At 62.4% G+C, this 22081-nt stretch carries 21 protein-coding genes; 11 read left to right on the top strand and 10 right to left on the bottom strand.

The window, feature by feature from the left end; all coding sequences use genetic code 11:
• Positions 1–75: 75 nt before the first annotated feature.
• On the bottom strand, positions 76–1323 hold the full coding sequence (gene queG, locus BCA01S_RS22945) for a tRNA epoxyqueuosine(34) reductase QueG (RefSeq protein WP_027778931.1): 1248 nt from the start codon (positions 1321–1323) through the stop codon (positions 76–78).
• Between the two features lie 17 nt (positions 1324–1340).
• On the opposite strand from queG, the gene tsaE reads away from it, so the two are divergent.
• Positions 1341–1913 carry a tRNA (adenosine(37)-N6)-threonylcarbamoyltransferase complex ATPase subunit type 1 TsaE gene (gene tsaE, locus BCA01S_RS22940; protein WP_027778930.1) on the top strand — a complete coding sequence of 191 codons (573 nt, stop codon included), beginning with the start codon at positions 1341–1343 and terminating at the stop codon, positions 1911–1913.
• A complete protein-coding gene (locus BCA01S_RS22935) occupies positions 1895–3499 on the top strand; it encodes an N-acetylmuramoyl-L-alanine amidase (RefSeq protein WP_027778929.1) in 1605 nt (534 codons plus the stop codon). Before tsaE ends, BCA01S_RS22935 begins: the two co-directional genes overlap by 19 nt.
• 102 nt (positions 3500–3601) lie before the next feature.
• On the opposite strand, the gene BCA01S_RS22930 is transcribed toward BCA01S_RS22935, so the two are convergent.
• A complete protein-coding gene (locus tag BCA01S_RS22930; protein ID WP_027778928.1) occupies positions 3602–4483 on the bottom strand; it encodes an EamA family transporter in 882 nt (293 codons plus the stop codon).
• Between the two features lie 176 nt (positions 4484–4659).
• Between BCA01S_RS22930 and BCA01S_RS22925 the strand changes: the two genes are divergently transcribed.
• Both BCA01S_RS22925 and trxA read left to right on the top strand, forming a co-directional pair.
• Positions 4660–5535: a pirin family protein gene (locus tag BCA01S_RS22925; RefSeq protein WP_027778927.1), complete on the top strand. Its 876-nt coding sequence runs from the start codon at positions 4660–4662 to the stop codon at positions 5533–5535.
• Between the two features lie 97 nt (positions 5536–5632).
• Positions 5633–6481 carry a thioredoxin gene (gene trxA / locus BCA01S_RS22920; RefSeq protein WP_027778926.1) on the top strand — a complete coding sequence of 283 codons (849 nt, stop codon included), beginning with the start codon at positions 5633–5635 and terminating at the stop codon, positions 6479–6481.
• 86 nt (positions 6482–6567) lie between these two features.
• Here the strand turns inward: trxA and tcdA are convergent, their stop codons facing one another.
• Positions 6568–7419 (bottom strand): tRNA cyclic N6-threonylcarbamoyladenosine(37) synthase TcdA, encoded by an 852-nt coding sequence (gene tcdA / locus BCA01S_RS22915; protein WP_020069175.1) that lies wholly within the window; start codon positions 7417–7419, stop codon positions 6568–6570.
• Positions 7420–7639: 220 nt separating this feature from the next.
• On the opposite strand from tcdA, the gene pdxH reads away from it, so the two are divergent.
• The 3 genes from pdxH (at position 7640) to BCA01S_RS22900 (ending at position 11093) form a co-directional block, all read left to right on the top strand.
• Entirely contained in the window at positions 7640–8281 is a 642-nt protein-coding gene (gene pdxH / locus BCA01S_RS22910; RefSeq protein ID WP_027778925.1) for a pyridoxamine 5'-phosphate oxidase, read from the top strand.
• 143 nt (positions 8282–8424) lie between these two features.
• Entirely contained in the window at positions 8425–9639 is a 1215-nt protein-coding gene (locus BCA01S_RS22905; RefSeq protein ID WP_020069177.1) for a class I SAM-dependent methyltransferase, read from the top strand.
• A gap of 71 nt (positions 9640–9710) precedes the next feature.
• Complete coding sequence (locus tag BCA01S_RS22900; protein ID WP_027778924.1) at positions 9711–11093, top strand: DUF72 domain-containing protein; 1383 nt, start codon at positions 9711–9713, stop codon at positions 11091–11093.
• Here BCA01S_RS22900 and msrA read toward each other — a convergent pair.
• Entirely contained in the window at positions 11080–11628 is a 549-nt protein-coding gene (msrA, locus tag BCA01S_RS22895) for a peptide-methionine (S)-S-oxide reductase MsrA (protein ID WP_020069179.1), read from the bottom strand. The two genes, BCA01S_RS22900 and msrA, sit on opposite strands and share 14 nt — an antisense overlap.
• Before the next feature lie 255 nt (positions 11629–11883).
• On the opposite strand from msrA, the gene BCA01S_RS22890 reads away from it, so the two are divergent.
• Positions 11884–12393: a flavin reductase family protein gene (locus BCA01S_RS22890; protein ID WP_027778923.1), complete on the top strand. Its 510-nt coding sequence runs from the start codon at positions 11884–11886 to the stop codon at positions 12391–12393.
• A 42-nt stretch (positions 12394–12435) separates the two neighbouring features.
• Here BCA01S_RS22890 and BCA01S_RS22885 read toward each other — a convergent pair whose 3' ends face one another.
• Positions 12436–12951 (bottom strand): Lrp/AsnC family transcriptional regulator, encoded by a 516-nt coding sequence (locus BCA01S_RS22885; protein ID WP_020069181.1) that lies wholly within the window; start codon positions 12949–12951, stop codon positions 12436–12438.
• A 129-nt stretch (positions 12952–13080) separates the two neighbouring features.
• Between BCA01S_RS22885 and kynB the strand changes: the two genes are divergently transcribed.
• From kynB to kynA, 3 genes are read left to right on the top strand one after another with little or no spacing between them, the layout of a single operon-like run.
• Entirely contained in the window at positions 13081–13719 is a 639-nt protein-coding gene (kynB, locus tag BCA01S_RS22880; RefSeq protein ID WP_027778922.1) for an arylformamidase, read from the top strand.
• Positions 13720–13756: 37 nt separating this feature from the next.
• Entirely contained in the window at positions 13757–15007 is a 1251-nt protein-coding gene (gene kynU / locus BCA01S_RS22875; protein WP_027778921.1) for a kynureninase, read from the top strand.
• A 10-nt stretch (positions 15008–15017) separates the two neighbouring features.
• Entirely contained in the window at positions 15018–15959 is a 942-nt protein-coding gene (gene kynA, locus BCA01S_RS22870; RefSeq protein WP_027778920.1) for a tryptophan 2,3-dioxygenase, read from the top strand.
• Positions 15960–16071: 112 nt separating this feature from the next.
• On the opposite strand, the gene BCA01S_RS22865 is transcribed toward kynA, so the two are convergent.
• From BCA01S_RS22865 to BCA01S_RS22845, 5 genes are read right to left on the bottom strand one after another with little or no spacing between them, the layout of a single operon-like run.
• Positions 16072–16809 carry an SDR family oxidoreductase gene (locus BCA01S_RS22865; protein ID WP_027778919.1) on the bottom strand — a complete coding sequence of 246 codons (738 nt, stop codon included), beginning with the start codon at positions 16807–16809 and terminating at the stop codon, positions 16072–16074.
• Positions 16806–18350, bottom strand: coding sequence for an FGGY-family carbohydrate kinase (locus tag BCA01S_RS22860; RefSeq protein WP_027778918.1), 1545 nt, complete (start codon positions 18348–18350; stop codon positions 16806–16808). Before BCA01S_RS22860 ends, BCA01S_RS22865 begins: the two co-directional genes overlap by 4 nt.
• A gap of 46 nt (positions 18351–18396) precedes the next feature.
• Positions 18397–19494, bottom strand: coding sequence for an alcohol dehydrogenase catalytic domain-containing protein (locus BCA01S_RS22855; RefSeq protein ID WP_027778917.1), 1098 nt, complete (start codon positions 19492–19494; stop codon positions 18397–18399).
• 43 nt (positions 19495–19537) lie between these two features.
• Positions 19538–20545, bottom strand: a complete 1008-nt coding sequence (locus BCA01S_RS22850; RefSeq protein ID WP_020069188.1) for an ABC transporter permease — start codon at positions 20543–20545, stop codon at positions 19538–19540.
• Positions 20532–22052: a sugar ABC transporter ATP-binding protein gene (locus BCA01S_RS22845; RefSeq protein WP_027778916.1), complete on the bottom strand. Its 1521-nt coding sequence runs from the start codon at positions 22050–22052 to the stop codon at positions 20532–20534. Before BCA01S_RS22845 ends, BCA01S_RS22850 begins: the two co-directional genes overlap by 14 nt.
• Between the last annotated feature and the right edge of the window lie 29 nt (positions 22053–22081).

The following is a 22081-nucleotide window of genomic DNA, read 5'->3' as shown; positions in this document are numbered from 1 at the left end:
GCGCCTCCTGACTCGCGCGACGATGATTCGAGACATACAACAGACTCGCGGATTGCCGATACTTTACGCCGCTTTTCATGCCGCTTCGAGCGCCCATTGCACGTGCTCCCGGACCACGTGAGAAGAGTCGTCGGCGCGGCGCTCGAGCGCCTCTACAATCGCCTTGCGGGCGTCCGCACTCAAACTCTCGCGCGGCGCACGCAGCGCATTGCCCATGCCGACGGCAAGATTGCGCAGCCAGCTTTCGTAGCCGATACGGCGGATCGCACTGCCCTGCATGCGCGTGTCGAACTCGTCCGCGCTCCAGCCGAACAGTTCCACCAGCGACGCGCGATCAAGCCCGTGCCGCACGTCGAAATCGGCGACCGGCGCAGCCTGCGCAAACTTGTTCCACGGACACACGAGCTGGCAATCGTCGCAGCCGTAAACGCGATTGCCGATCAGCGGACGCATGTCGACGGGAATGCTGCCCTTCAGTTCGATGGTCAGATAAGAGATGCACAAACGGGCATCCACCTTGTAAGGCGCGACGATCGCGCCTGTCGGACACGCGCCGATGCAGCGCGCGCAACTGCCGCAATGCGAGCCCGGTGTTTCGGGCGCGCGCTCGGGCGACGTCTCCGCGTCGGTCGGCAAAGGCACGTCGACATATATTTCGCCAAGGAAGAACAGCGAACCCGCATCGCGTTGCAGCAGCAGCGTATGTTTGCCGCGCCAGCCGATGCCGGCCTTTTGCGCAAGCTCCACTTCGAGCACCGGCGCGGAGTCGGTGAACACGCGATAACCGAACGCGCCGATCTCCGCCTGAATTTTCTCTGACAGATGTTGCAGACGGTTACGCATCACCTTGTGATAGTCGCGGCCGCGTGCATAAATCGACACCACCGCGGCCGACGGATCGGCCAGGCGCGCATGCTCGACAGCCCGCCAGTCCTCGCTGGGCGGCGCTTCCTGCGGTTCGCTTTCGCCTGGCTTTCCGCTCATTGCATGGGCGGGCAAATAGGCGATGCGAGCGGTAATCACACGTAGCGTGCCGGCCACAAGCTCGGCAGGCCGCGCGCGTTTCATACCGTGTTTCGCCATATAATCCATCTCGCCGTGGCACCCCGCTTCCAGCCATGCTGCAAGCGGCGCTTCGGCAGCGGAGAGATCGGTATCGCTAATGCCGATCGCCCCGAAACCCAGTTCACGGCCCCACGTCTTGATGTTTCGCGCGAGCGCATGCAGCGCCGCTTCATCGAATTGACGCTCGGCGCGCGCCTCGTCGGAAGACGTTGGCGCATTGGGCGCAGGGGACACGGGAGACTCCGGACTTCGGTTCATCACGCCATTTTACGAGAATGCCTGACCATCCCGATCGCGCGATCGCGCCGCCCGCCGAAGTCCTGCTCGAACGCGCCTTCACGTTCGCGGACGAAGCCGCCACGCTCGCATTCGGCGAGCGCTTCGCACGGGCCATCGAAAGCGTCGCCGTCGCAGCACAAGGCCAGGGCAGCGGCCAAGGTGCTCAGGCATTCCACGGTCTACAAGTACAACTGGTCGGCGATCTCGGCGCCGGCAAAACCACACTCGTGCGCGCCACGTTGCGCGGCCTCGGTCACACGGGCCGCGTGCGCAGTCCCACGTACACGCTCGTCGAGCCCTATGTGCTTGAGCGACCCACCGGGGAACTTGCGCTTTATCACTTCGATCTGTACAGATTCACCGATCCGGCCGAATGGGCCGACGCCGGCTTTCGCGAGTATTTCGACAGCGGCGCGGTCTGCCTCGTCGAATGGCCACAGCGCGCGGGGCGTCTTCTCGGCGTGCCGGATCTCGTCTTCTCGCTCGACCTGGATAGCGAGGGCGACGGCCGCGTACTCGTCGCACGGGCATACAGCGAAACAGGAAAGGCATGTCTCGAAAGATGTTGATCAAACCGTTCCGCTCGATCGAATCGGCGGCCACCGCAACGCATAACTGGCGGCGCCGGCAGATTCTGTGCGCGGGCGCATCCACGCTTGTGCTCGGTCTCGTCGCACCGCGTCTTGCACTCGCCAGCTCGGTGCTCGGCGTGCGTGTGTGGCCCGCGCGCGACTACACACGGGTGACGATCGAATCCGATCAGCCGCTGCAAAATGCGCAGCAGTTGCTTCAAGGTCCGGACCGGCTCGTGGTCGATCTCAGCGGCCTCGATCTCGACCAGGCGCTGAAGGACCTCGTCTCTAAGATCACGCCGAACGATCCGCAGATTCAGTCGGTGCGAGTCGGCCAGTTTCAGCCGCACGTCGTGCGTATGGTGTTCGACCTGAAGGGCTCGGTGAAGCCGCAGGTGTTCGCACTGCCGCCTGTCGGCGCATACAAGTACCGGCTGGTGTTCGACCTGTACCCCGCCGTCGCACCCGATCCGCTGATGGAACTGCTCGCGCAGAGCGAGCGCAAGCAGCAAACGCTGAACGAAGAAAACAGCGCGCCGCCGGCCACATTGAGCGGCCCGGGCACGACGCCGCCGGTCGCCGACAACAGCGAAGCGTTCTTCGAGCGTTATGCGCAAAACGGCGGCAGCGGGTCGGCGCCGAGCGTGCCACGTCCGCCCGCGCACGGCGCACCCACGCCACTGCCGCCGATCCCGCCGATCATCGCAAAGCCGGCGACACCGGGCGCTCCCGCGTCGCCGCCCAGCGCAATCGCGCGCAATAAAGGCAGCGGTAGTAACGGTGGCAATAACGCTAACAGCCTGGGCAACGACGACGACGCGAGCGACGACACCTACGCGTTCACCACGCCGAAGCCAGGCAAGAGCAACACGGTCCGCCTTCTCACGGTCGCGATCGATCCAGGGCATGGCGGCGAAGATCCGGGCGCAATCGGCGGCTCGGGCACTTATGAAAAGCACGTCGCGCTCGACATCGCGAAGAAGCTGCGCGCGAAGATCGACGCGCAGCCGAACATGCGCTCCATGATGACTCGCGACGCCGACTTCTTCGTGCCGCTCAACGTGCGCGTGCAAAAGGCGCGGCGCGTTGGCGCAGACCTGTTCGTGTCGATCCACGCGGACGCGTTCACCACGCCCGAGGCGCGGGGCTCGTCGGTGTTTGCGCTGTCGGAGCACGGCGCGTCGAGCGCCGCTGCGCGCTGGATGGCGAACAAGGAGAACTCGTCGGATCAGATTGGCGGCATCAACATCAAGTCCGCCGACGCGACCGTCAACCGCGCACTGTTCGACATGTCCACCACCGCGCAGATTCGGGACTCTATGCGCTACGGCAACTTCGTGCTGAAGGAGATTGGCGGAATCAACAAGCTGCACAAGGGCTCGGTCGAACAGGCGGGGTTTGCGGTGCTGAAGGCGCCGGATATTCCGTCGATCCTCGTGGAAACTGCGTTCATCAGCAACCCGGACGAAGAACGCCGCCTGAACGACGACGCGTACCGCGACAAGATGGCGGACGCCATCATGACGGGCATCAAGCGTTACTTCGCGGCGAACCCGCCGCTCGCGAAGAACCGCATGACGTAATGCGCGTATAGCGCGTTGTCATACGACGACGCATACGACGATGCAAAAAACGGCCGCAGCAATGCGGCCGTTTTTCCTTCCCTTTTCGTTCAGTAGCGCGATTCAACGCGCCGGTGACAGGCGCTGAGCGACCCATCCGCCGAACACGTTGACCGCGAGCCCGGCCATCACCAGTACCGCCCCGGCGACCTGCGCGCCGGAAAGCTGCTCGTCGAGAAAGAGAGATGCAGACGCCAGGCCGACGATCGGCACGAGCAGCGAAAACGGTGCGACCTGGCTCGCCGGATAGCGCGACAGCAGACGGCTCCACAAACCGTAGCCGATCAGCGTGGCGATGAACGCGAGATAAACGATCGCGAAGATCGACATCGCGCTGATACCCGACAGCGCTGCAGCGATTCGCTGCGGACCCTCAAACGCATACGACAGCGCCAGGAACGGCAGCGGCGGAATCAGACTGCCCCACACCACGAGGCCGACCAGATCCACCTTGCCGACTTTCTTCGTGACGATGTTGCCGAGCGCCCACGAACACGCGGCGCACAGCGTGAGAAGGAAACCGGCGAGCGTCATGGCGTGACCGCCTTGCATGCCTATGACGGCGAGCCCGGCGGCTGCAATCAGCAAACCGGCGACGTTCGGCAAGCGGAAGCGTTCGTGCAGAAAAAACGCCGCAAAGATCAGCGTGAAAAAAGCCTGCGCCTGCAATACGAGCGACGCGAGCCCCGCAGGCATGCCGACGTACATGGCCGAAAACAGGAAGGCGAACTGCCCCAAGGAGATCGTCACGCCGTATGCCAGCAGCCAGCGCCAAGGCAATTGCGGACGCTTGACGAAAAATACCGCCGGAAACGCGGCGAGCATGAAGCGCAGCGCGCCTAGCAGCATGGGCGGCACGCCATGCAAGCCCACCTTGATCACAACGAAATTGACGCCCCACGCGATCACCACGATCAGTGCGAGCAGCAGGTCCCTGGGTGACATCCCAGTCTCCAATTGATTATTGAACCTGCCAGTTTAGCGGAGGGTGGCAGGGCACGTGATTGTTCGTGCTACGGATTTTCGGAGCAGGACTGTGCTGCGAAACGTCGTCGTTGCGCCCTCCGCAGTAGAATCGTCCATTGAGAAATTTCTCCTTCCTTATTCAGCCGAGCCCGCCCATGTCCTCTTCGATCAAAGCAGTTCTCAAACCGCATCTGCGCGATGTCGGCAGTCTGACTGTGCGGCGCGTGCTGCCTGCAATGGCCGCACGGCTGATTGGACCGTTCATCTTTTTCGACCACATGGGACCGGCGACGCTGGAACCGGGCGTCGGCCTCGACGTTCGTCCGCATCCGCATATCGGCCTTGCCACGGTGACCTTCCTGTTCGAAGGCGCGATCATGCATCGCGACAGTCTCGGCTCCGAGCAGAAAATCATCCCTGGCGACGTCAACTGGATGACGGCCGGGCGCGGCATCGTCCACTCCGAGCGCACGCCCGCCGAGGACCGCGCGAACGGCCAGACCATCCACGGCATTCAGACGTGGGTCGCGCTGCCGCTCGAAGACGAAGAGGCGGAGCCGTCGTTCGCGCATCACGCCGCCGACACGCTGCCCGTGGTCGAGCGCAACGGCGTCACGCTGCGCGTGATCGCCGGCACGGCCTTCGGCGAAACCTCGCCTGTCACGACGTTTTCCGGCACGCTCTATGTCGCCGGCGAGTTCGCGCCGGGCAGCGCCTTCGCGCTGGAACCGGAGCATGAGGAACGCGGCGTGTATCTTGTCGACGGCGATCTGGAAATCGACGGCACGCCGCTCGAAGTCGGCCAGATGGCAGTGCTCGCGCTCGACGAGACCGTCACCCTCGCGAGCACGCACGGTGCGCGCGTGATGGTGTTGGGCGGCGAGAAACTCGACGGTGAACGCTTTATCGAATGGAATTTCGTCGCGAGTTCGCGCGAGAAGATCGAAGCCGCGAAAGTGGCATGGACCAATCAGGAGATGGGCAAAGTGCCGGGCGAAACCGAATGGATTCCGCTGCCGCAAAAGCAATGACGGCCAGTCCCGGCGACAGCGCGGCGCGCATTGAACATTGAATCCACGCCGTTCGGCCCCAACTAGCAGACAAACCGTTTTTATCGACGAGGACGCAATGGACACCACTTTGGCCACATTTGAAAAGGACGTCATCACGGCGTCGACACTGGCCCCTGTGCTGGTCGATTTCTGGGCGCCGTGGTGCGGCCCCTGCAAGACGCTTGGCCCGATGCTGGAAAAGCTCGAAGCCGAAGCCGCCGGCAAATGGAAGCTCGTCAAGGTGAACGTAGACGAGAATCAGGAACTCGCCGCGCACTTCCAGGTGCGCAGCATCCCGCACGTCATGGCGTTTGCCGACGGCCAACCGGTGGATCAGTTCATCGGCGTGCTGCCTGAGGGCCAGCTGCGCGAATTCATCGAGCGGCTCTTGCCGCAAGGCGCGGATGCCGCGCGTCTCGAGGCGCAGACCGCGCTCGAGGAAGGTCGCCGCGAAGACGCTTACGATGCGCTGGAATCCGCGCTCGCCTACGACCCGGGCTTCGACGAAGCACGCATGGATCGCATCGAGATGCTGCTCGACGACAACCGCATCGACGAGGCGCGCAACGAAGTCGATCTGCTGTCGCCGAAAACCACGCAAGGCATCGACGCGCGCTTCAACGCGATCAAGACGCGGCTCGACGCCGTGGATGCCGCCGCCGACCTGCCGCCCACCGACGCACTGGAAGCGCGCGTCGCAAGTCATCCGGACGATCTGGAGGCGCGTTTCGATCTGGCAAGCGCGCTGATCGCACGCCGCAAATACGAGGGCGCGCTGGAACATCTGCTGGGCATCGTGCAGCGCGACCGCACGTTCCGCGACGACATTGGCCGTAAGACCATGCTCTCCGTGTTCGATCTCGCCGCGCATCAGCCGGAACTGGTGTCGCAATGGCGGCGCAAGCTAAGCGCGGCGCTGTACTGAAGCGAGTCTAGGCACCCGCACCTCGCGTGCGGCGTCGGGCTGAATTCCGGCTCGTCCCGCACGCCGCTTGCCGCGCCAGAAACGCATCACCCCGCCTGTTTCGCCAAAGCGCGCAGCACATGCGCGGCGGCGGCGAAACCAAAACTCGCCGTCACGCAAACGCTCGAACCGAAGCCCGCACAGTTCAGGCCGATCGGCCCCGTATGACCGGGCGACGTGGTGACGTGCTCCGCTTCGGCATCGATATCGCAGACCGCCGCCTCCGGGTAAATGAGCGGCTCGTCCGAATACACCGCGCTCACCTTGAATTTCGCTTTCGGCCCGCGCGGAAACCCGTGCTGCTTCCGCAACTGCCCCCGCACCTTTGACAGCAACGGGTCCTGAATCGTCAACGCAAGATCGTCGATGCGAATGCGCGTCGGATCCAGTTGGCCGCCCGCGCCGCCAATCGTGATCAACGGCTGCTTGCGCTCGACGCACCACGCGATCAGCGCGGTTTTGGTGCGCACGCTGTCGATAGCGTCGATCACATAGTCGAAGCCGCCGCCGAGCGTCGCCGCGAAATTGTCGGGCTCGACGAAGTCTTCCACGAGGCGCACGTCGCAGAAAGGATTGATTGCCGCGATGCGCTCGGCCATTGCTTCGACTTTCGGTTTTCCGTAGTTGCCGTCGAGTGCGTGAATCTGCCGGTTCGTGTTGCTCTCGGCGACATTGTCGAGATCGATCAGCGTCAGTGTGCCGACAGCGCTGCGCGCCAACGCCTCGGCCACCCACGACCCGACTCCGCCGATGCCGATCACCGCGACATGCGCGCTTTCGAAAGCGGCGAGCGCCGGTGCGCCGTAAAGACGCGCAATGCCGCCGAAGCGCCGCGCACGGTCGGCGGTTTCACTCCCGTCGAGGCTGGTAGTAAGATCGGATTGCGCGGTGGTCGACATGATGGGACTCATTGAACAGGCAGGAAACGGACGCGCTTTTAGTTCGCGCAGCCGTATTTTGCCTGAACGCCTGAATGAGCATTGCCGCCGCAATCACCCTGTCGCGCTCCGGGGCATTACCCGATCATGCACGCCGGGCCTGCGTCGCGCTTGATCCAGTCGCGCGCAAAAAATTAATGCCTTAGCTATACTGCCCTGACTGTAGCGTTCGCATAACAACATGACCTCACTCGCCGAACTTCGAAAAAACTATTCGCTGGGTTCTCTGGACATCGGCGACGTAGATCGCAACCCGTTCCGGCAATTCGACGTCTGGTTTCAACAGGCTGTCGACGCGAAGCTGCCCGAACCGAATACGATGACGCTCGCCACTGTCGACTCGCGCGGCCGGCCTTCGGCGCGCATCGTGTTGATCAAGGGCGTCGACGAACGGGGCTTCGTGTTCTTCACCAACTACGAAAGCCGCAAAGGCCGCGAGCTAGCCACCAATCCCTACGCGAGCCTGCTGTTCTACTGGATCGAGCTCGAGCGCCAGGTGCGCATCGAGGGGCGCGTCGTCAAAACGAGCGCGGAAGAAAGCGACGCGTATTTCGCGTCGCGTCCGGCCGGTTCACGAATCGGCGCATGGGCATCGAATCAGAGTCAGGTGATTGAAAGCCGCTCGCAGCTCGAAACGCGCGAACGCGAAATGCGCCTGCAATATGGCGATGAACCTCCGCGTCCGCCGCATTGGGGCGGTTATCGTTTGGTGCCCGAAGCAATCGAATTCTGGCAGGGTCGGCCGTCGCGTCTGCATGACCGCCTGCTTTACACGCGCGTAAGCGAGAACAGCGACTGGCAGATCTCCCGTCTCTCGCCGTGAATCGACACAAACAATGCCGCCAGCCCGCAGCCAACGCAGCAGCGCGCGGCGCACGGATCGCATCTCGCGGCATGGGAGTCGCGCCGCATTGATTTGCGCTCCACACAAGCTTCGCTTTAGTTCAACGGACACGGAGAGATCGCATGTTCTGGGAGAAAAAGCTGGCGCAGTGGGTGGAAGAAGTAAAAACCAAGGCTGACTTACCAGCACGTCTCGTGCTGTGGGACGGCCAGCAACACGACTTCGGGCGGTTCGCCGCGCCTCAGGTCACGTTGCATGTGAAAAGCGCGACGGCGCTGCCTTACCTGCTCGAACCGAGCCTCGACAATCTGGGCGAGGCGTACGTCAAGGGCAAGATCGACATCGAGGGCAAGCTCTCGGACATCATCAACGTGGGCTATCAGCTCGCGCGCAATACCGTCACCAGTGCGAGCAAACTCGCGCGCATGCGGCGCTATTTCCAGCATTCGAAAGCGTCGGACCGGAAGGCGATCCAGTATCACTACGACGTCTCGAACGAGTTCTACAAGCTGTGGCTCGACGAGAACATGGTGTACTCGTGCGCGTACTTCGAGAACGGCAACGAAGATCTGGCGACCGCGCAGATCAAGAAAATCGACCACATCCTCACCAAGATCCAGTTGCAGCCGGGGCAGCGCCTGCTCGACATCGGCTGCGGCTGGGGCGCGCTGGTGCTGCGCGCGGCGCAGAAATTCGGTGCGCAATGCGTGGGCGTGACGCTGTCGCAGAACCAGTTCGATCTCGCCACGGCGCGTGTGAAAGCTGCGGGCCTCGAAAATCAGATCGAGATTCGTCTGCAGGATTACCGCGACGTCGAGGGACAATTCGACCGCATCACGAGCGTGGGCATGTTCGAGCACGTCGGCCGCAAAAATCTGCCGGGTTACTTCCGGAAAATGCACGACCTGCTCGCCGACGACGGCGTCGCGATGAACCACGGCATCACGTCGAGCGACTCGGATAGTGGCGAAACCGCGCTTGGCGGCGGCGAGTTCATCGACCGCTATGTGTTTCCCGACGGCGAGTTGCCGCACATCAGCCTCGCGCTCGAATCGATGCAGCGCGGCGGGCTCGAAGCGGTTGACGTCGAAAGCCTGCGCCGTCACTATGCGCACACGCTCGACATCTGGGCGGAGAATTTCGAGGCGCATGCGGAAGAAGCCCGCAAGCTCGTCGACGACGAAAAATTCCGCATCTGGCGCGTATATCTGGCCGGCTGCGCGTACGCATTCGAAAACGACGACGTCTCCATCTATCAGGTCGTATGCCGGAAGGCCGGCCGCAGCGCAAAAACCCTGCCGTGGTCGCGCCGCTACATGTACGAGAAGCCGCTGTGACGGGAGCGCCGCGGCGTCGTGCACTAGCGTGCCGCCGCGGCGCAAACTACTGAACAGCAGGTCGAATCTCGATGGGCCAGAGCGGGACAAGCGAAGTGGAACAGGCGCTGGGCGAGCCGGAAGCGCCACTCCAAACGGACGTGCAAAGCGAAGCGGTACAGTTCGATCTGTTCGGAATGCCGGTGGAACCGGCGATTGCATCGGCGGAAACCGAAGCGCGCGCGGGGCCCTCGCGCACTGTGTCCGGCGATCCATTGCCGCACGCGCAGGAGGCCGCCTCTGAGTCCTCGCCCGCCAGCCCCGCGCCCGTGTCGAAGCCCGCGAGCCGGCGCGGTGCGCACGAGAAAGCCGCCGCCGCGTCGCTCTGGCAGCAGGACGGGCAGCAGGACGAAGCGCCGGCGTCCGCCGCAGCAGCCCCGCCGCCGGCCGATACGCCAAAAAAGCGCCGCACGCGGGAAATGCTCGCCGCCCCGCCCTCGCCCGATGTAGTCGCGCTCGCCGCGCAACTGCCGCCGCACGTGCACCTCGGCACATCGACATGGTCGTTTCCCGGCTGGAACGGCATCGTCTACGGCGATGAGTACAGCAACAGCAAGCTCTCGCGCGACGGCCTCAACGCCTACGGCGCGCATCCGCTGCTGAAGACGGTCAGCATCGACCGGTCGTTCTATCAGGCGCTCACGGTCACCGAATATCTGCGCTACGCACAGCAGGTGCCCGAGCATTTCCGCTTTATCGTGAAAGCGCCGATGACGATCACCGACGCAACCGTGCGCGCCGAACGCGGCGAGCCGGTGTCGCTGAACCCGTGCTTCCTCAACGCGCAGATGGCGATCGACGACTTCGTCACGCCGTGTCTGGAAGGTCTCGGCGAAAAGGCCGGGGCGCTGGTGTTCCAGCTGTCGCCGCTGCCCGACCGGATGCTCGCGCAGCCGGCCGCGTTCATAGAACGGCTCGGCGACTTTCTGATGGCGTTGCCGAAGCTGCCGCAAGGCACCTGCTATGCGATCGAAATCCGCGACGCCAGTCTGCTCACGCCGCGCTTCATTCGTACGCTCAAAGCGGCGGGCGTGCGCTACTGCGTGGGCATCCATGCGCGGATGCCCGACCCTCTGCGGCAGGCGGCGGCGCTCGCGCTGCTGGACGGCGAACCGGCCGGGCCGCTAATCGTTCGCTGGAGCCTGCATGGCGGCTTCAAGTACGAGCAGGCGAAGGCGAAGTACGAGCCGTTCGACCGGCTCGTCGACCAGGACCCGGCGACGCGCGCGTCGCTCGCCGAACTGGCCGCGCGCTATGCGCTTGCCGGCCAGCCGGTGATGATCGCGGTCAACAACAAGGCTGAAGGCTCGGCGCCGCTCAGTTGTGTGGAACTGGCGCGCGAGATCGTCGAAGCCTGTGCGCGGCTTGCACACGAGCACGAAGATGTCGGCGCCCTTCCCGTCAACTCGCCTTGATGCGGTGCGCGAACTTCTGACGGAACTTCGCTACCTTCGGCGCGACCACGAACGAGCAGTAGCCCTGATTCGGATGCTGCGCAAAATAGTTCTGATGATAGGCCTCGGCGGGCCAGTAGTTGCCGTCGAGCGGCAGTACCTGCGTGACGATCTGGCCGTCGTAGATGCCCTGCTCGCCGATTTCGCGGATTGCCTGCAAAGCCGTCTCGCGCTGCGCGTCGGAGTGCGTGAAGATCACTGAACGGTATTGCGTGCCGACGTCGTTACCTTGACGGTTCAGCTGCGTCGGATCGTGGATCGCGAAGAAAATATCCAGAATCTCGCGATAGCCGATCTTTGCCGGATCGAAGTCCACCTTGACGACCTCGGCGTGGCCCGTCGCGCCGTCGCACACCTGCTCATACGTCGGACGCTGCGTCTCGCCGCCTGCATAGCCCGACTCCACGGAGTTCACTCCCTCGACGCCCAGATAAACCGCTTCGAGGCACCAGAAACACCCGCCACCCAAGGTGGCGACTTCGCCTGTCTGACTCATGCTGCTCGCTCCTTCAAGCTCGTGATCGGCCTATGCCGCTTCCGCTTCGCCACAGCGCTTATGTCGCCTGCACAGTGCTCAGCTTAGCGGGTTTTGCGATGCGCCGTTCTGCGTCCGGCCGATGCATCGCGATTGCAGTTAAAATTGGGGCAAATCGACGATTTTCACTATGACTTTCGAATTATCTGTTTCCCGCTGTGCGGGCAAGCGCTTTACCGCGGCTTCCCGTTCACGTGCATCCACGGCCTGCGCTCAATGAAGCAAGCCAGCCCGCCCAATTTCGACCAGGCCGCCTTCCGGCAGGCGCTCAGCCAGTTTGCTACCGGCGTCACCGTGATCACAACGCGTGCGGCGTCCGGGCAGTTGATCGGCATCACCGCCAGTTCGTTTAATTCGGTTTCGCTCGACCCGCCGCTGGTGCTGTGGAGCCTGGCAACGCGCTCGGCGTCCATGCCGGTGTTCCGCACGAACAGCCATTACGTCGTCAATGTGCTGGCCTCGTCGCAACTCGATCTATGCAAGCGCTTTGCCACGGTCAAAGGCGATCGGTTCGAAGGCGTATCGCACGCGGCGGGCGACACGGGCATGCCCGTACTCGACGGCGCGCTGGCCTGGTTCGAGTGCCATAACCGCAGCCGTTACGAAGAAGGCGACCACGTGATTTTCGTCGGCGAGGTGGAGCGTTGCGGCGTGCATGAGAATGCGGCGGAGATCGCGCCGCTCGTGTTTCAGAACGGCCAGTTTCACGGGCTCAAACCGCTGTAACCGTGTTTGGCGCCCGCAACGGCTCCAACGCGAGGCAGCGCCTCAACGGTCGTTGTGCGGCGCGCCGTGGCCGCCGGTTTTCGTGACCAGCGACACCGGCACGCCCGAATCTTCCTTCAAAGTCTGCAGCACGATATTCGAGCGAATATCCATCACTCCCGGCGCCTTGTAGAGACGCTCCAGCACGAAATCCGAATAGTGCTTGAGGTTGTGCGCAAGAACGCGCAGCAGGTAATGCGTCTCGCCCGTCACGACAAAGGCGCCGACCACTTCCGGCCAATCGCGCAGCGCATCGGCAAAGCGCTCGTGCCAGTTCTGCTGGTCGTTGCGCATCGACACCTGCACGAATGCTTCCAGTTCGAATCCCAACACCTCGCGGTTCAGACACGCGCGGTAGTGCTCGATGACACCCTGCTCTTCAAGTAGACGCAACCGCCGCAGGCATGCCGACGGCGACAGCGAGATGCGCTCCGCGAGATCGAGATTGCTGATTCGTCCTTCTTGCTGGAGCACCGCCAAAATACGGCAATCGGTGGCGTCGAGCGAGATCGCGTTCATATTCGGTCTCCCTTTCCCATTTGTCTCAAATTATGTTCCAAGACACGGCTCGGAAGGAGATTTTTTCGCAATCACATTTCGCGGTCAGACACCTATCATTCCCTATAGACATCAACCGCAGATGGAGACATGCAGACACTCTGGGACATTACCCCCGCCGTCGATACGGCGACGCCGGTCTGGCCTGGCGACACGCCCGTGGGCATCGAGCGCGTCTGGCGCATCGAGGCCGGGTCGCCCGTGAACGTCGCACGGCTGACTCTCTCGCCGCATACCGGCGCCCATACCGACGCCCCCTTGCACTACGACGCAGCAGGCGCCGCGATTGGCCATGTACCGCTCGACATCTACCTCGGACGATGCCGCGTGATTCATTGCATCGGCGCCTCGCCTGTTGTGAGGCCACAACACCTGGATGGTTTGCAGGGCGACTTGCCACCGCGAGTCTTACTGCGAACTTACAGAAATGCGCCGACTGCGGCGTGGGACAGCGGCTTCTGCGCCGTCGCGCCTGAAACGATCGACCTGCTGGCGGCGAACGGCGTGAAGCTGATCGGCATCGACACGCCTTCGCTCGATCCACAGGAATCGAAAACGATGGACGCGCATCACCGCGTTCGCGCGCACGGCATGGCCATTCTTGAAGGCATCGTGCTCGACGACGTCGCTCCCGGCGACTACGAACTGATCGCGCTGCCGCTGAAACTGACCACGCTCGACGCAAGCCCCGTGCGCGCAGTGCTCCGCGCGCTCCCGGACGCGCACTGATTGTTGAATCCGCATCATCCGACTGAACGAGACCACCATGAAACACCGCGAAGAAGCATTGGCGCTCGATAGCGCCGACCCGCTCGCGACATTACGCGACCAGTTCGCGTTGTCGCCGACCACTATTTACCTCGACGGCAATTCGCTCGGCGTGCCGCCAGCCGCTGCTGCCCAACGCGCACAAACCGTGATCGCCGCCGAATGGGGCGAGGGCTTGATCCGCAGCTGGAACGCCGCGGGCTGGTTCGCGTTGCCGCGCCGCCTCGGCAACAAGCTTGCGCCGTTGATCGGCGCGGCTGAAAACGAGGTGGTCGTCACCGATACGATTTCGATCAATCTGTTCAAGCTGTTGTCCGCCGCGCTGCGGCTCGCGAACGCACGCGACCCGAAGCGCCGCGTGATCGTCTCGGAGCGTTCTAACTTTCCGACGGACCTCTACATCGCGCAGGGCTTGATCGAGCAACTCGACCGCGGCTATGAACTTCGACTCGTCGACGATCCGTCCGAGTTGCCCGAGGCAATCGGCGAAGACACCGCGATCGCGATGATCACGCACGTCAACTACCGCACCGGCTACATGCACGACATGACCGCGTTGACCAGACTGATTCACGACAAGGGCGCGCTGGCTCTGTGGGATCTCGCGCATTCGGCCGGCGCCGTGCCGGTCGATCTGAATGGCGTGGGTGCCGACTATGCGGTGGGTTGCACGTACAAGTACCTGAACGGCGGCCCGGGCTCGCCCGCATTCGTCTGGGTGCCGCAGCGTCATCAGAACGATTTTGCGCAACCGCTTTCCGGCTGGTGGGGGCATCGCGCGCCGTTCAAGATGGACCCCGCGTATCAGCCCGACGACGGCATCGGCCGCTTTCTGTGCGGCACGCAGCCGATGGTCTCGATGGCGCTCGTCGAATGCGGAGTCGACGTTTTCCTGCAGACCGACATGCAGGCGATTCGCCGCAAGTCGCTCGCGCTGACCGATCTGTTCATCGAACTGGTCGAGACACGTTGCAGCGAATTTCCGTTGAAGCTCGTCACGCCGCGCGCACATTCACAGCGCGGCTCGCATGCGAGCTTCGAACATCCGCATGGCTACGAGGTCATGCAGGCGTTGATCGCGCGCGGCGTGATCGGCGATTATCGCGAGCCGCACGTATTGCGCTTCGGCTTCACGCCGCTGTATACGCGCTTCGTCGATGTATGGGATGCCGTGGAAACGTTGCGCGAGGTGCTCGTGCGCGAGATCTGGCGAGCACCCGAATTCGCCGCGCGCGGCGCAGTGACCTGAGGAGCGCGCGATGAACGATCACATGCAAACGCCGGGCTTGCCCGAAGAAAAGCCCGCGCAAGGTTGCCCGTTCGGTCATGGGCGCGCTGCGCCCGCTTCCGCTGACGCGCCGGCTACAAACGCTGCTTCAGCCGATGGCTGGCACGACGCACAACTCGACTTCTCCGAGTCGATGAGTTACGGCGATTACCTGTCGCTCGGCACCGTGCTGGATGCGCAACATCCCTTGTCGCCCGATCACAACGAGATGCTGTTCATCATTCAGCATCAGACAAGCGAATTGTGGATGAAGCTCGCGCTCTACGAGTTGCGCGCCGCGCTGGGCGCCGTGCATCGCGATGAGTTGCCTCCGGCGTTCAAGATGCTTGCCCGCGTCTCGCGGATCATGGAGCAACTGGTGCAAGCCTGGAACGTACTCGCAACGATGACGCCTTCCGAGTACACGTCGATGCGTCCTTATCTGGGCGGTTCGTCGGGGTTTCAGTCCTACCAGTATCGGCAGATCGAGTTTCTGCTTGGCAACAAGAACGAGCAGATGTTAAAGCCGCATGCGCACCGTGCTGAAGTGCTCGCCGAGGTGAAGGCTTCTCTCGAGTCCCCGTCTTTCTACGATGAAGTAGTGAAGCTGCTGGCGCGTCGCGGGTTTGCGATCTCACCTTCGAGGCTCACGCGCGACTGGACGCAGCCGACGGTTCATGATGCTTCCGTTGAAGCGGCCTGGCTGGAGGTTTATCGCAATCCTTCGAAGCACTGGGAGTTGTACGAGATGGCCGAAGAACTGGTCGATCTCGAGGATGCTTTCCGGCAGTGGCGGTTCAGGCATGTGACTACTGTGGAGCGGATCATTGGGTTCAAGCAGGGCACGGGCGGGACTAGTGGAGCGCCGTATCTGCGCAAGATGCTCGACGTGGTGCTGTTTCCTGAGCTTTGGCATGTCAGGACTATGTTGTAGTTGTGTTGTAGTTGCTGCGCGCTGCCCCGCACGGGGGCAGCGCGCATAAACCACGGTGACATCAAGGAAAGGCCAAGGGCTGAAGAACAACAATCACCACACGCCCAAAAAATCACCTCGCAGTAAATCCCCCATCGACAGCCAACGAAACTCCACTCACCATAGAAGCCGCATCACTCAACAAGAACGCCACAACCGAAGCCACTTCGACGGGCTCGGCGAATCGCCCGAGCGGAATCGCCTTGAGAGCAGGCTCGCGCTTCACAGGATCGCTCCAGGCCTGCACCGCCATAGGTGTCAACGTGACAGTGGGATTAACGCTGTTAGCCCGAATCCCGAACGGTCCCAATTCGATACACAAGGCCCGCGTCACCGCATCCATTGCCGCTTTTGAAGCCGAATAGCTCAGGTGATCGTCGAGCGCCACGAGCGCCGCCTGACTCGACACGTTGACGATGCTGCCAGCCCGCTTCGCCTCGATCATTCCTCGCGCCACATGCTTCGCAACCAGCACTGCGCCGCGCGTATTCACTGCCATCACGCGATCGAAACTCGCGGCGGTGGTATCCACTGCTCGCTCGAGCAACGCGATTCCTGCGCAATTCACGAGACCGTCGAAAGGACCGAGCGACGCAAACGCATCGTCGATTGCAGCTTCATCGCTTACGTCGAGCATCAACGGCTCGCAACCGGTCTCTTCGGCGAGGCGCGCAAGCTCGTTGACACCGCGCGCCGCCGCCACGACGTTCGCGCCGCAAACGCACAACATCTCGACCGTCGCGCGGCCGATTCCGCTCGAAGCGCCCGTCACCAGTATCGAGCGGCCGGAAAAATCGAAAGTAGCATTCATGATGTTTGCAAGCGATGCATGGCCGGCTTCAATGCCGGATAGAGATCCGTGTAGATGCCGAAACGCTGTTCGTAAAGCGCCATTCTCGCGGCGTCCGGTTGCGCACGCTCGACCAGCGTGACCCATCCTCCCTGCGCCGCTTCCTGCGAAATCAGTCCGACGCCCAGCGCCGCGAGCAATGCGGCGCCCATTGCCGCCTCCACTTCCTGCTCGATGGTGTAGACCGGATAGCCGGTGATGTCGGCGATGATCTGCATCCACAAGTCGGAATGCGCCGCGCCGCCGACCACCACCAGCTTGTCTTCCAGCGACTGCGCGCCTTTGCGGCCCGCCTCTATGTTGTGCTTCAACGCGAATGACACGCCCTCGAGTACCGCGCGATAAAGATGCGCGCGCGTATGGAACAGACTCAGGCCAACGAATGCGCCGCTCGCCTTCGCGTCCCAGACCGGACTGCGTTCGCCCATCAGATACGGCAAAAACATCACGCCATCGGACCCGGCGGGCACCTTCGCGGCGTTGTCTTCAAGCAGCCGATGCGGATCGCCATGAGGCGTCGCGCGCGCGGCTTCGACTTCCGCATGGCAGAACTGATCGCGATACCAGGTCACGGACGCCCCGGCGGTAATCGCACCACCGAATATATAAATGTCGCGCTGGCCATTGAAAACGTGAGGCATGCTGATCAATCCGTGGCGGGCGTCCACCGTCTGATTGATGTATCCCCAGCACATGCTCGTGCCGATCATCGCCACATGCTGCCCGGCGCGGCTCACGCCGGCCGCGAACGTTGCGACGGCCGCGTCCACACCGCCCGCGACGATCGCCGTGCCTGCGGCGAGCCCCAATTCTTCGGTCCACTGCGATAGCAGGCTGCCCACGACTTCGGACGATTCAACGAGGCGCTCCGGCATCATCGTTGCGGGAATGCCGAGCATGTCGAGCGCCTCGTCCGACCAGTCGCGCTTCGCAATGTCGTAAATGCCGCCGATATTGCCCGCGGAACTGTGATCGACTGCAATCTCGCCGGTCAGCATGTAGATCACATACGCATTCGGCGGGAGGAAATAAAGCGTTTTCGCCCATACGTCCGGCTCGTGATCGCGCAGCCACAACATCTTCGTGTAGCCGTAGTAGCTGTCCACGCCGTTGCCGGTGATCGTATAAAGCCGATCGAGGTCGACGTTGTTGCGCACCCACTCGACCTGATCGGTCGCACGCCGGTCCATCCATATCAGGCAAGGATAAAGGGGGCGCATATCGCTATCGACAGGAATGCCCGAGCCGCCATACAGACTGCTCACGCACACGGCCTTGATGGAATTTGCCGCGACGCCCGCTTCCTTTGCCTTGCCAACGCACGCGGCAATGCATTCCGTGACCGCCTTGAACCACACGGCGGGCCACTGTTCCGCCCATAGCGGCCTGGGCGTATCCGGCTGATAGCTCGACGCATGGTGCGCGACGATGGCGCCATGCTGATCCACGAGCAGCGCCTTCGTGCTCTGCGTGCCGATATCCACGCCGATGACGTAATCCATACAGTCTCCGTTTATATGCCGCTCCGGTTTCCGCCCATGCGCAGGCTCAGGCGCGCGGCTTCATGAGTACTTTGATCGAATCGAGCGAATTGGCGATCTTGATCGCCTCATCCCATTCTTCCAGCGAAAAGCCGTGCGTGACAATCCCTTTCGACGTAACGAGCCCGCGCGCGAGCAGATCGATCGCAATCGGATAGCAATACGGCCCGAGATGCGCGCCGCGCACGTCGAGTTCCTTGCGATCGCCGATCACCGACCAGTCGAGCGTAGTATCCGCGCCAAACACCGAGAACTCGACGAAGCGCCCGAGCTTGCGGATCAGATCCATGCCCTGATTGACGCCGACTGGCGCGCCGGTCGTTTCAATATAGACGTCGCAGCCGTAGCCGTCAGTGAGCGAATGGATGATCGCGAGCGCGTCGTCCTGTTTCGGGTTGATCGTCACGTCCGCGCCATACTCGCGCGCGAGTGCGAGGCGCTCTTCCACCAGATCGATCACGACGAGTTTCTTCGGCGTTTTCAGATGCGCGACTTGCGTCATCATCAAACCGAGCGGACCTGCGCCTGCAATCACGACGACGTCGTCCAACTGCACATCGCCGCGATTGACGGTGTGAATCGCGCACGCGAGCGGCTCGATGATCGCAGCGTCTTCCAGTGAAATACCGTCGGGAATCTTGTGGACGATTGCAGTCGGCGGAATACGCATGTACTCGGCCATGCCGCCGTCCGCGACTTCGCGCTGGAACCCGAAGATGTTGTGCACTTCGCACATCCAGTATTGGCCCGACTTGCAATAGCGGCACTTTGCGCACGGCACGATCTGTTCCGCGATCACACGGTCGCCCACCTTAACGCCGAAGTGCTCGGCCGCGCCGTCTCCGAGTTCCTGCACGAAGCCGAAGAACTCGTGGCCTGGAATCACTGGCGCCTTGACCCACGGGCTTGGCCCGCCCCAGAACATCTTCGCGCCCGAATGGCATTTGCAATCGCTCGCGCAGATCCCGCATGCGGCGATGCGAATCACCAGTTCGTGCGCTCCCGCACGCGGTTTCGCTACCTGTTCCACGCGGTAGTCTTTCGGTGCGTGGCAAACAATCGCGGTCATGTTCTGCTTGTCGGATGAAGTGGATTGATTCGTCATTGCAAATCCTGCCTGAAGTGGAGATCAGATGGGGAATTGAGCCTTACTTTCTACGGTCACGGCTGATGTAAATCGCGAGCAGAATGATTCCGCCCTTGATCACGTTCTGCACATACGGATTCACGCCGACCATGTTCAGCCCGTTGTTCAACACGCCGAGCAGCAGCGCGCCGATCAACGTGCCGATGATCGAGCCGCGTCCGCCGGAAATCGAGGTACCGCCCATTACCACGGCGGCAATGGCGTCGAGTTCGAAACCCACGCCCGCATTCGGCTGGCCGCTCATCAAACGTGCGGTCAATACGATGGCGGCGAACGAGGACGTCAACCCTGCAATCGTGTAGACGATCAGCTTCACGCGCGCCACGCGCACGCCGGATAGACGCGTCGCCTGTTCATTGCCGCCGATCGCATACACGTACCGGCCAAACGGCATGCGCTCCAGCAACACCCACGCGATGACATAGATCACCGCCATGATCACGACCGGCGCCTGAATGCCGAGAATCTTGCCGCTGCCGAAAAAGCTGACCCAGTCGGGCAAACCGTCGATCGGATAACCGCCTGTATAGATCAGCGCCAGACCGCGCGCGATGCCCATGGTGGCGAGCGTCACGATGATCGGCGGCATGCCGGCGAACGCGACGAAGAAACCGTTGGCCGCGCCGAAGCCAAGGCCGACGGCAACGCCCACCGCCAACGCAGCAAGCGCATTCATGCCGGCCACCATCAAACCGGCGGCGAGCGTGCCGGCCAGAGCCATCACGGAGCCCACAGACAGATCGATGCCGCCAGTCAGAATCACGCATGTCATGCCGACCGCGATAATCGCGTTGATCGACACCTGACGCAGCACGTTTTCGATGTTCGCGCCGGAGAGGAAGCTGTCGCTCGCGAAGACCATGACGATGCAGACAACGAGTAGGCCGATGAACGGATAGAACAGCGTGGAGCGCTTCAACGCGGCCCATGTGAAGCGCACCGGCGCGCCGGGCGTGTCACTACTGACGGTCGATGTTTTCGGCGAAGAAGAAGGATTAGGCGTGTTCATGCTGGGCTCCACGAGTGCCGGCGGTTGCATAGGTCATCACGGCGTTAGAGTCGATCTGGTCGCCTTCGAGCAGCGCTTCGATGCGCCCCTGGCGGAACACGGCGACGCGGTCGCACATGCCGACGATCTCCGGTAGTTCGGACGAAATCATGATGATCGAATAGCCGCGCGCAGTGAGTTCGCGCATCAGCAAATAGATCTCCGCCTTCGCGCCGACGTCGATACCGCGCGTCGGTTCGTCGAAGATCAGGATGTTGGTGTGATGGTTCAGCCAACGCGCAATCACCACTTTCTGCTGATTGCCACCCGACAGCGTGGCGACTTCGGTGTGCATGGTCGGCGCTTTCACACCCACGCGCTTCATGATGTCGGCGGTGGCGCGCGCTTCGCTGCGTTGATCGATGAAGAACCGCAGCGAGCGATACTTGCCGAGGTTGTTGATCGAGATGTTCTGCTTGATCGAGAAGTCCGTGATCAACCCTTCCGTCTTGCGGCTTTCAGGAAGAATCCCCACGCCCGCGCGCAGCGCGTCGGCCGGATCGGACAGATTGGCAGCCTCGCCGTTGATGCGAACCTCCTTCACATAGGCCGGATCTGCGCCGATCACGGCAAGCGCGGTTTCGGTGCGGCCCGAACCGACCAGTCCGGCGAAGCCGAGAATCTCGCCTTCGCGCAGCGTGAATTGCAGCATCGGGCTGTCTTTCAGCAGTTGCAGCTTCTGCACGTCCAGCACGATTTTCGCGTCGGGCCGCAGCGGCGGCTTCGGCGGAAAGCTGCTTTCAATGCGGCGCCCCACCATCATCTCGACGAGGCGGCCCACGTCGGACTGCGCAACTTCCGTCATGCCGACATACTGGCCGTCGCGCAACACCGTGATGCGGTCGCATACTTCGAAAATTTCTTCGAGGTGGTGAGAGATGAAAATCATCGCGACGCCCTGCTTTTTCAGGTCGCGCATGATTGCAAACAGATGCTCCGCTTCGGCAGGCGTGAGCGTCGCAGTCGGTTCATCGAGAATCAGAATGCGCGCTTCGAGCGACAACGCCTTGCCGATTTCGACGAATTGCTGCTGCGCGACCGAGAGCTCGCGAACGGGCACCGACAGGTCAATCGAAACGCCAAGCCGCCCGAAGATCTCCGCAGCCGCGCGCCGCATCCCGCCTCGATTGAGCAGGCCCAGGCCATTCTTCATTTCGCGGCCCAGGAACATGTTCTCCACGGCGTTCAAATACGGGATCAGACTGAATTCCTGAAATACGATGCCGACGCCCGCAGCCACCGCATCGTGATAGTTCGCGAAGTGGCGCGGTTCGCCTTCGATCGTGATCGTGCCTTCGTCCGGCTGATAAATGCCGCACAAGATTTTCATCAACGTCGATTTGCCCGCGCCGTTCTCGCCGAGCAGCGCATGAATCTCGCCGCGTGCGATCTCGAGGTGAATGCCTTGCAACGCCTTCACGCCGGGAAAGCTCTTGGTGATGTTGTCGAGCTTGAGTATCGTGTCCATCGGGTGCTCCATCACTGCCCGCCGCCGCG

This window comes from Paraburkholderia caledonica NBRC 102488, from assembly GCF_000685095.1.
Lineage (GTDB): Bacteria > Pseudomonadota > Gammaproteobacteria > Burkholderiales > Burkholderiaceae > Paraburkholderia > Paraburkholderia caledonica.
This window is presented reverse-complemented; position numbering and strand designations above follow the sequence as displayed.

Bases quoted from the DNA above. Each gene is read 5' to 3' on its own strand.
- queG (WP_027778931.1), bottom strand. From the start codon at position 1,323: ATGAACCGAAGTCCGGAGTCTCCCGTGTCCCCTGCGCCCAATGCGCCA.
- tsaE (WP_027778930.1), top strand. From the start codon at position 1,341: ATGCCTGACCATCCCGATCGCGCGATCGCGCCGCCCGCCGAAGTCCTG.
- BCA01S_RS22935 (WP_027778929.1), top strand. From the start codon at position 1,895: ATGTCTCGAAAGATGTTGATCAAACCGTTCCGCTCGATCGAATCGGCG.
- BCA01S_RS22930 (WP_027778928.1), bottom strand. From the start codon at position 4,483: ATGTCACCCAGGGACCTGCTGCTCGCACTGATCGTGGTGATCGCGTGG.
- BCA01S_RS22925 (WP_027778927.1), top strand. From the start codon at position 4,660: ATGTCCTCTTCGATCAAAGCAGTTCTCAAACCGCATCTGCGCGATGTC.
- trxA (WP_027778926.1), top strand. From the start codon at position 5,633: ATGGACACCACTTTGGCCACATTTGAAAAGGACGTCATCACGGCGTCG.
- tcdA (WP_020069175.1), bottom strand. From the start codon at position 7,419: ATGTCGACCACCGCGCAATCCGATCTTACTACCAGCCTCGACGGGAGT.
- pdxH (WP_027778925.1), top strand. From the start codon at position 7,640: ATGACCTCACTCGCCGAACTTCGAAAAAACTATTCGCTGGGTTCTCTG.
- BCA01S_RS22905 (WP_020069177.1), top strand. From the start codon at position 8,425: ATGTTCTGGGAGAAAAAGCTGGCGCAGTGGGTGGAAGAAGTAAAAACC.
- BCA01S_RS22900 (WP_027778924.1), top strand. From the start codon at position 9,711: ATGGGCCAGAGCGGGACAAGCGAAGTGGAACAGGCGCTGGGCGAGCCG.
- msrA (WP_020069179.1), bottom strand. From the start codon at position 11,628: ATGAGTCAGACAGGCGAAGTCGCCACCTTGGGTGGCGGGTGTTTCTGG.
- BCA01S_RS22890 (WP_027778923.1), top strand. From the start codon at position 11,884: ATGAAGCAAGCCAGCCCGCCCAATTTCGACCAGGCCGCCTTCCGGCAG.
- BCA01S_RS22885 (WP_020069181.1), bottom strand. From the start codon at position 12,951: ATGAACGCGATCTCGCTCGACGCCACCGATTGCCGTATTTTGGCGGTG.
- kynB (WP_027778922.1), top strand. From the start codon at position 13,081: ATGCAGACACTCTGGGACATTACCCCCGCCGTCGATACGGCGACGCCG.
- kynU (WP_027778921.1), top strand. From the start codon at position 13,757: ATGAAACACCGCGAAGAAGCATTGGCGCTCGATAGCGCCGACCCGCTC.
- kynA (WP_027778920.1), top strand. From the start codon at position 15,018: ATGAACGATCACATGCAAACGCCGGGCTTGCCCGAAGAAAAGCCCGCG.
- BCA01S_RS22865 (WP_027778919.1), bottom strand. From the start codon at position 16,809: ATGAATGCTACTTTCGATTTTTCCGGCCGCTCGATACTGGTGACGGGC.
- BCA01S_RS22860 (WP_027778918.1), bottom strand. From the start codon at position 18,350: ATGGATTACGTCATCGGCGTGGATATCGGCACGCAGAGCACGAAGGCG.
- BCA01S_RS22855 (WP_027778917.1), bottom strand. From the start codon at position 19,494: ATGACGAATCAATCCACTTCATCCGACAAGCAGAACATGACCGCGATT.
- BCA01S_RS22850 (WP_020069188.1), bottom strand. From the start codon at position 20,545: ATGAACACGCCTAATCCTTCTTCTTCGCCGAAAACATCGACCGTCAGT.
- BCA01S_RS22845 (WP_027778916.1), bottom strand. From the start codon at position 22,052: ATGGACACGATACTCAAGCTCGACAACATCACCAAGAGCTTTCCCGGC.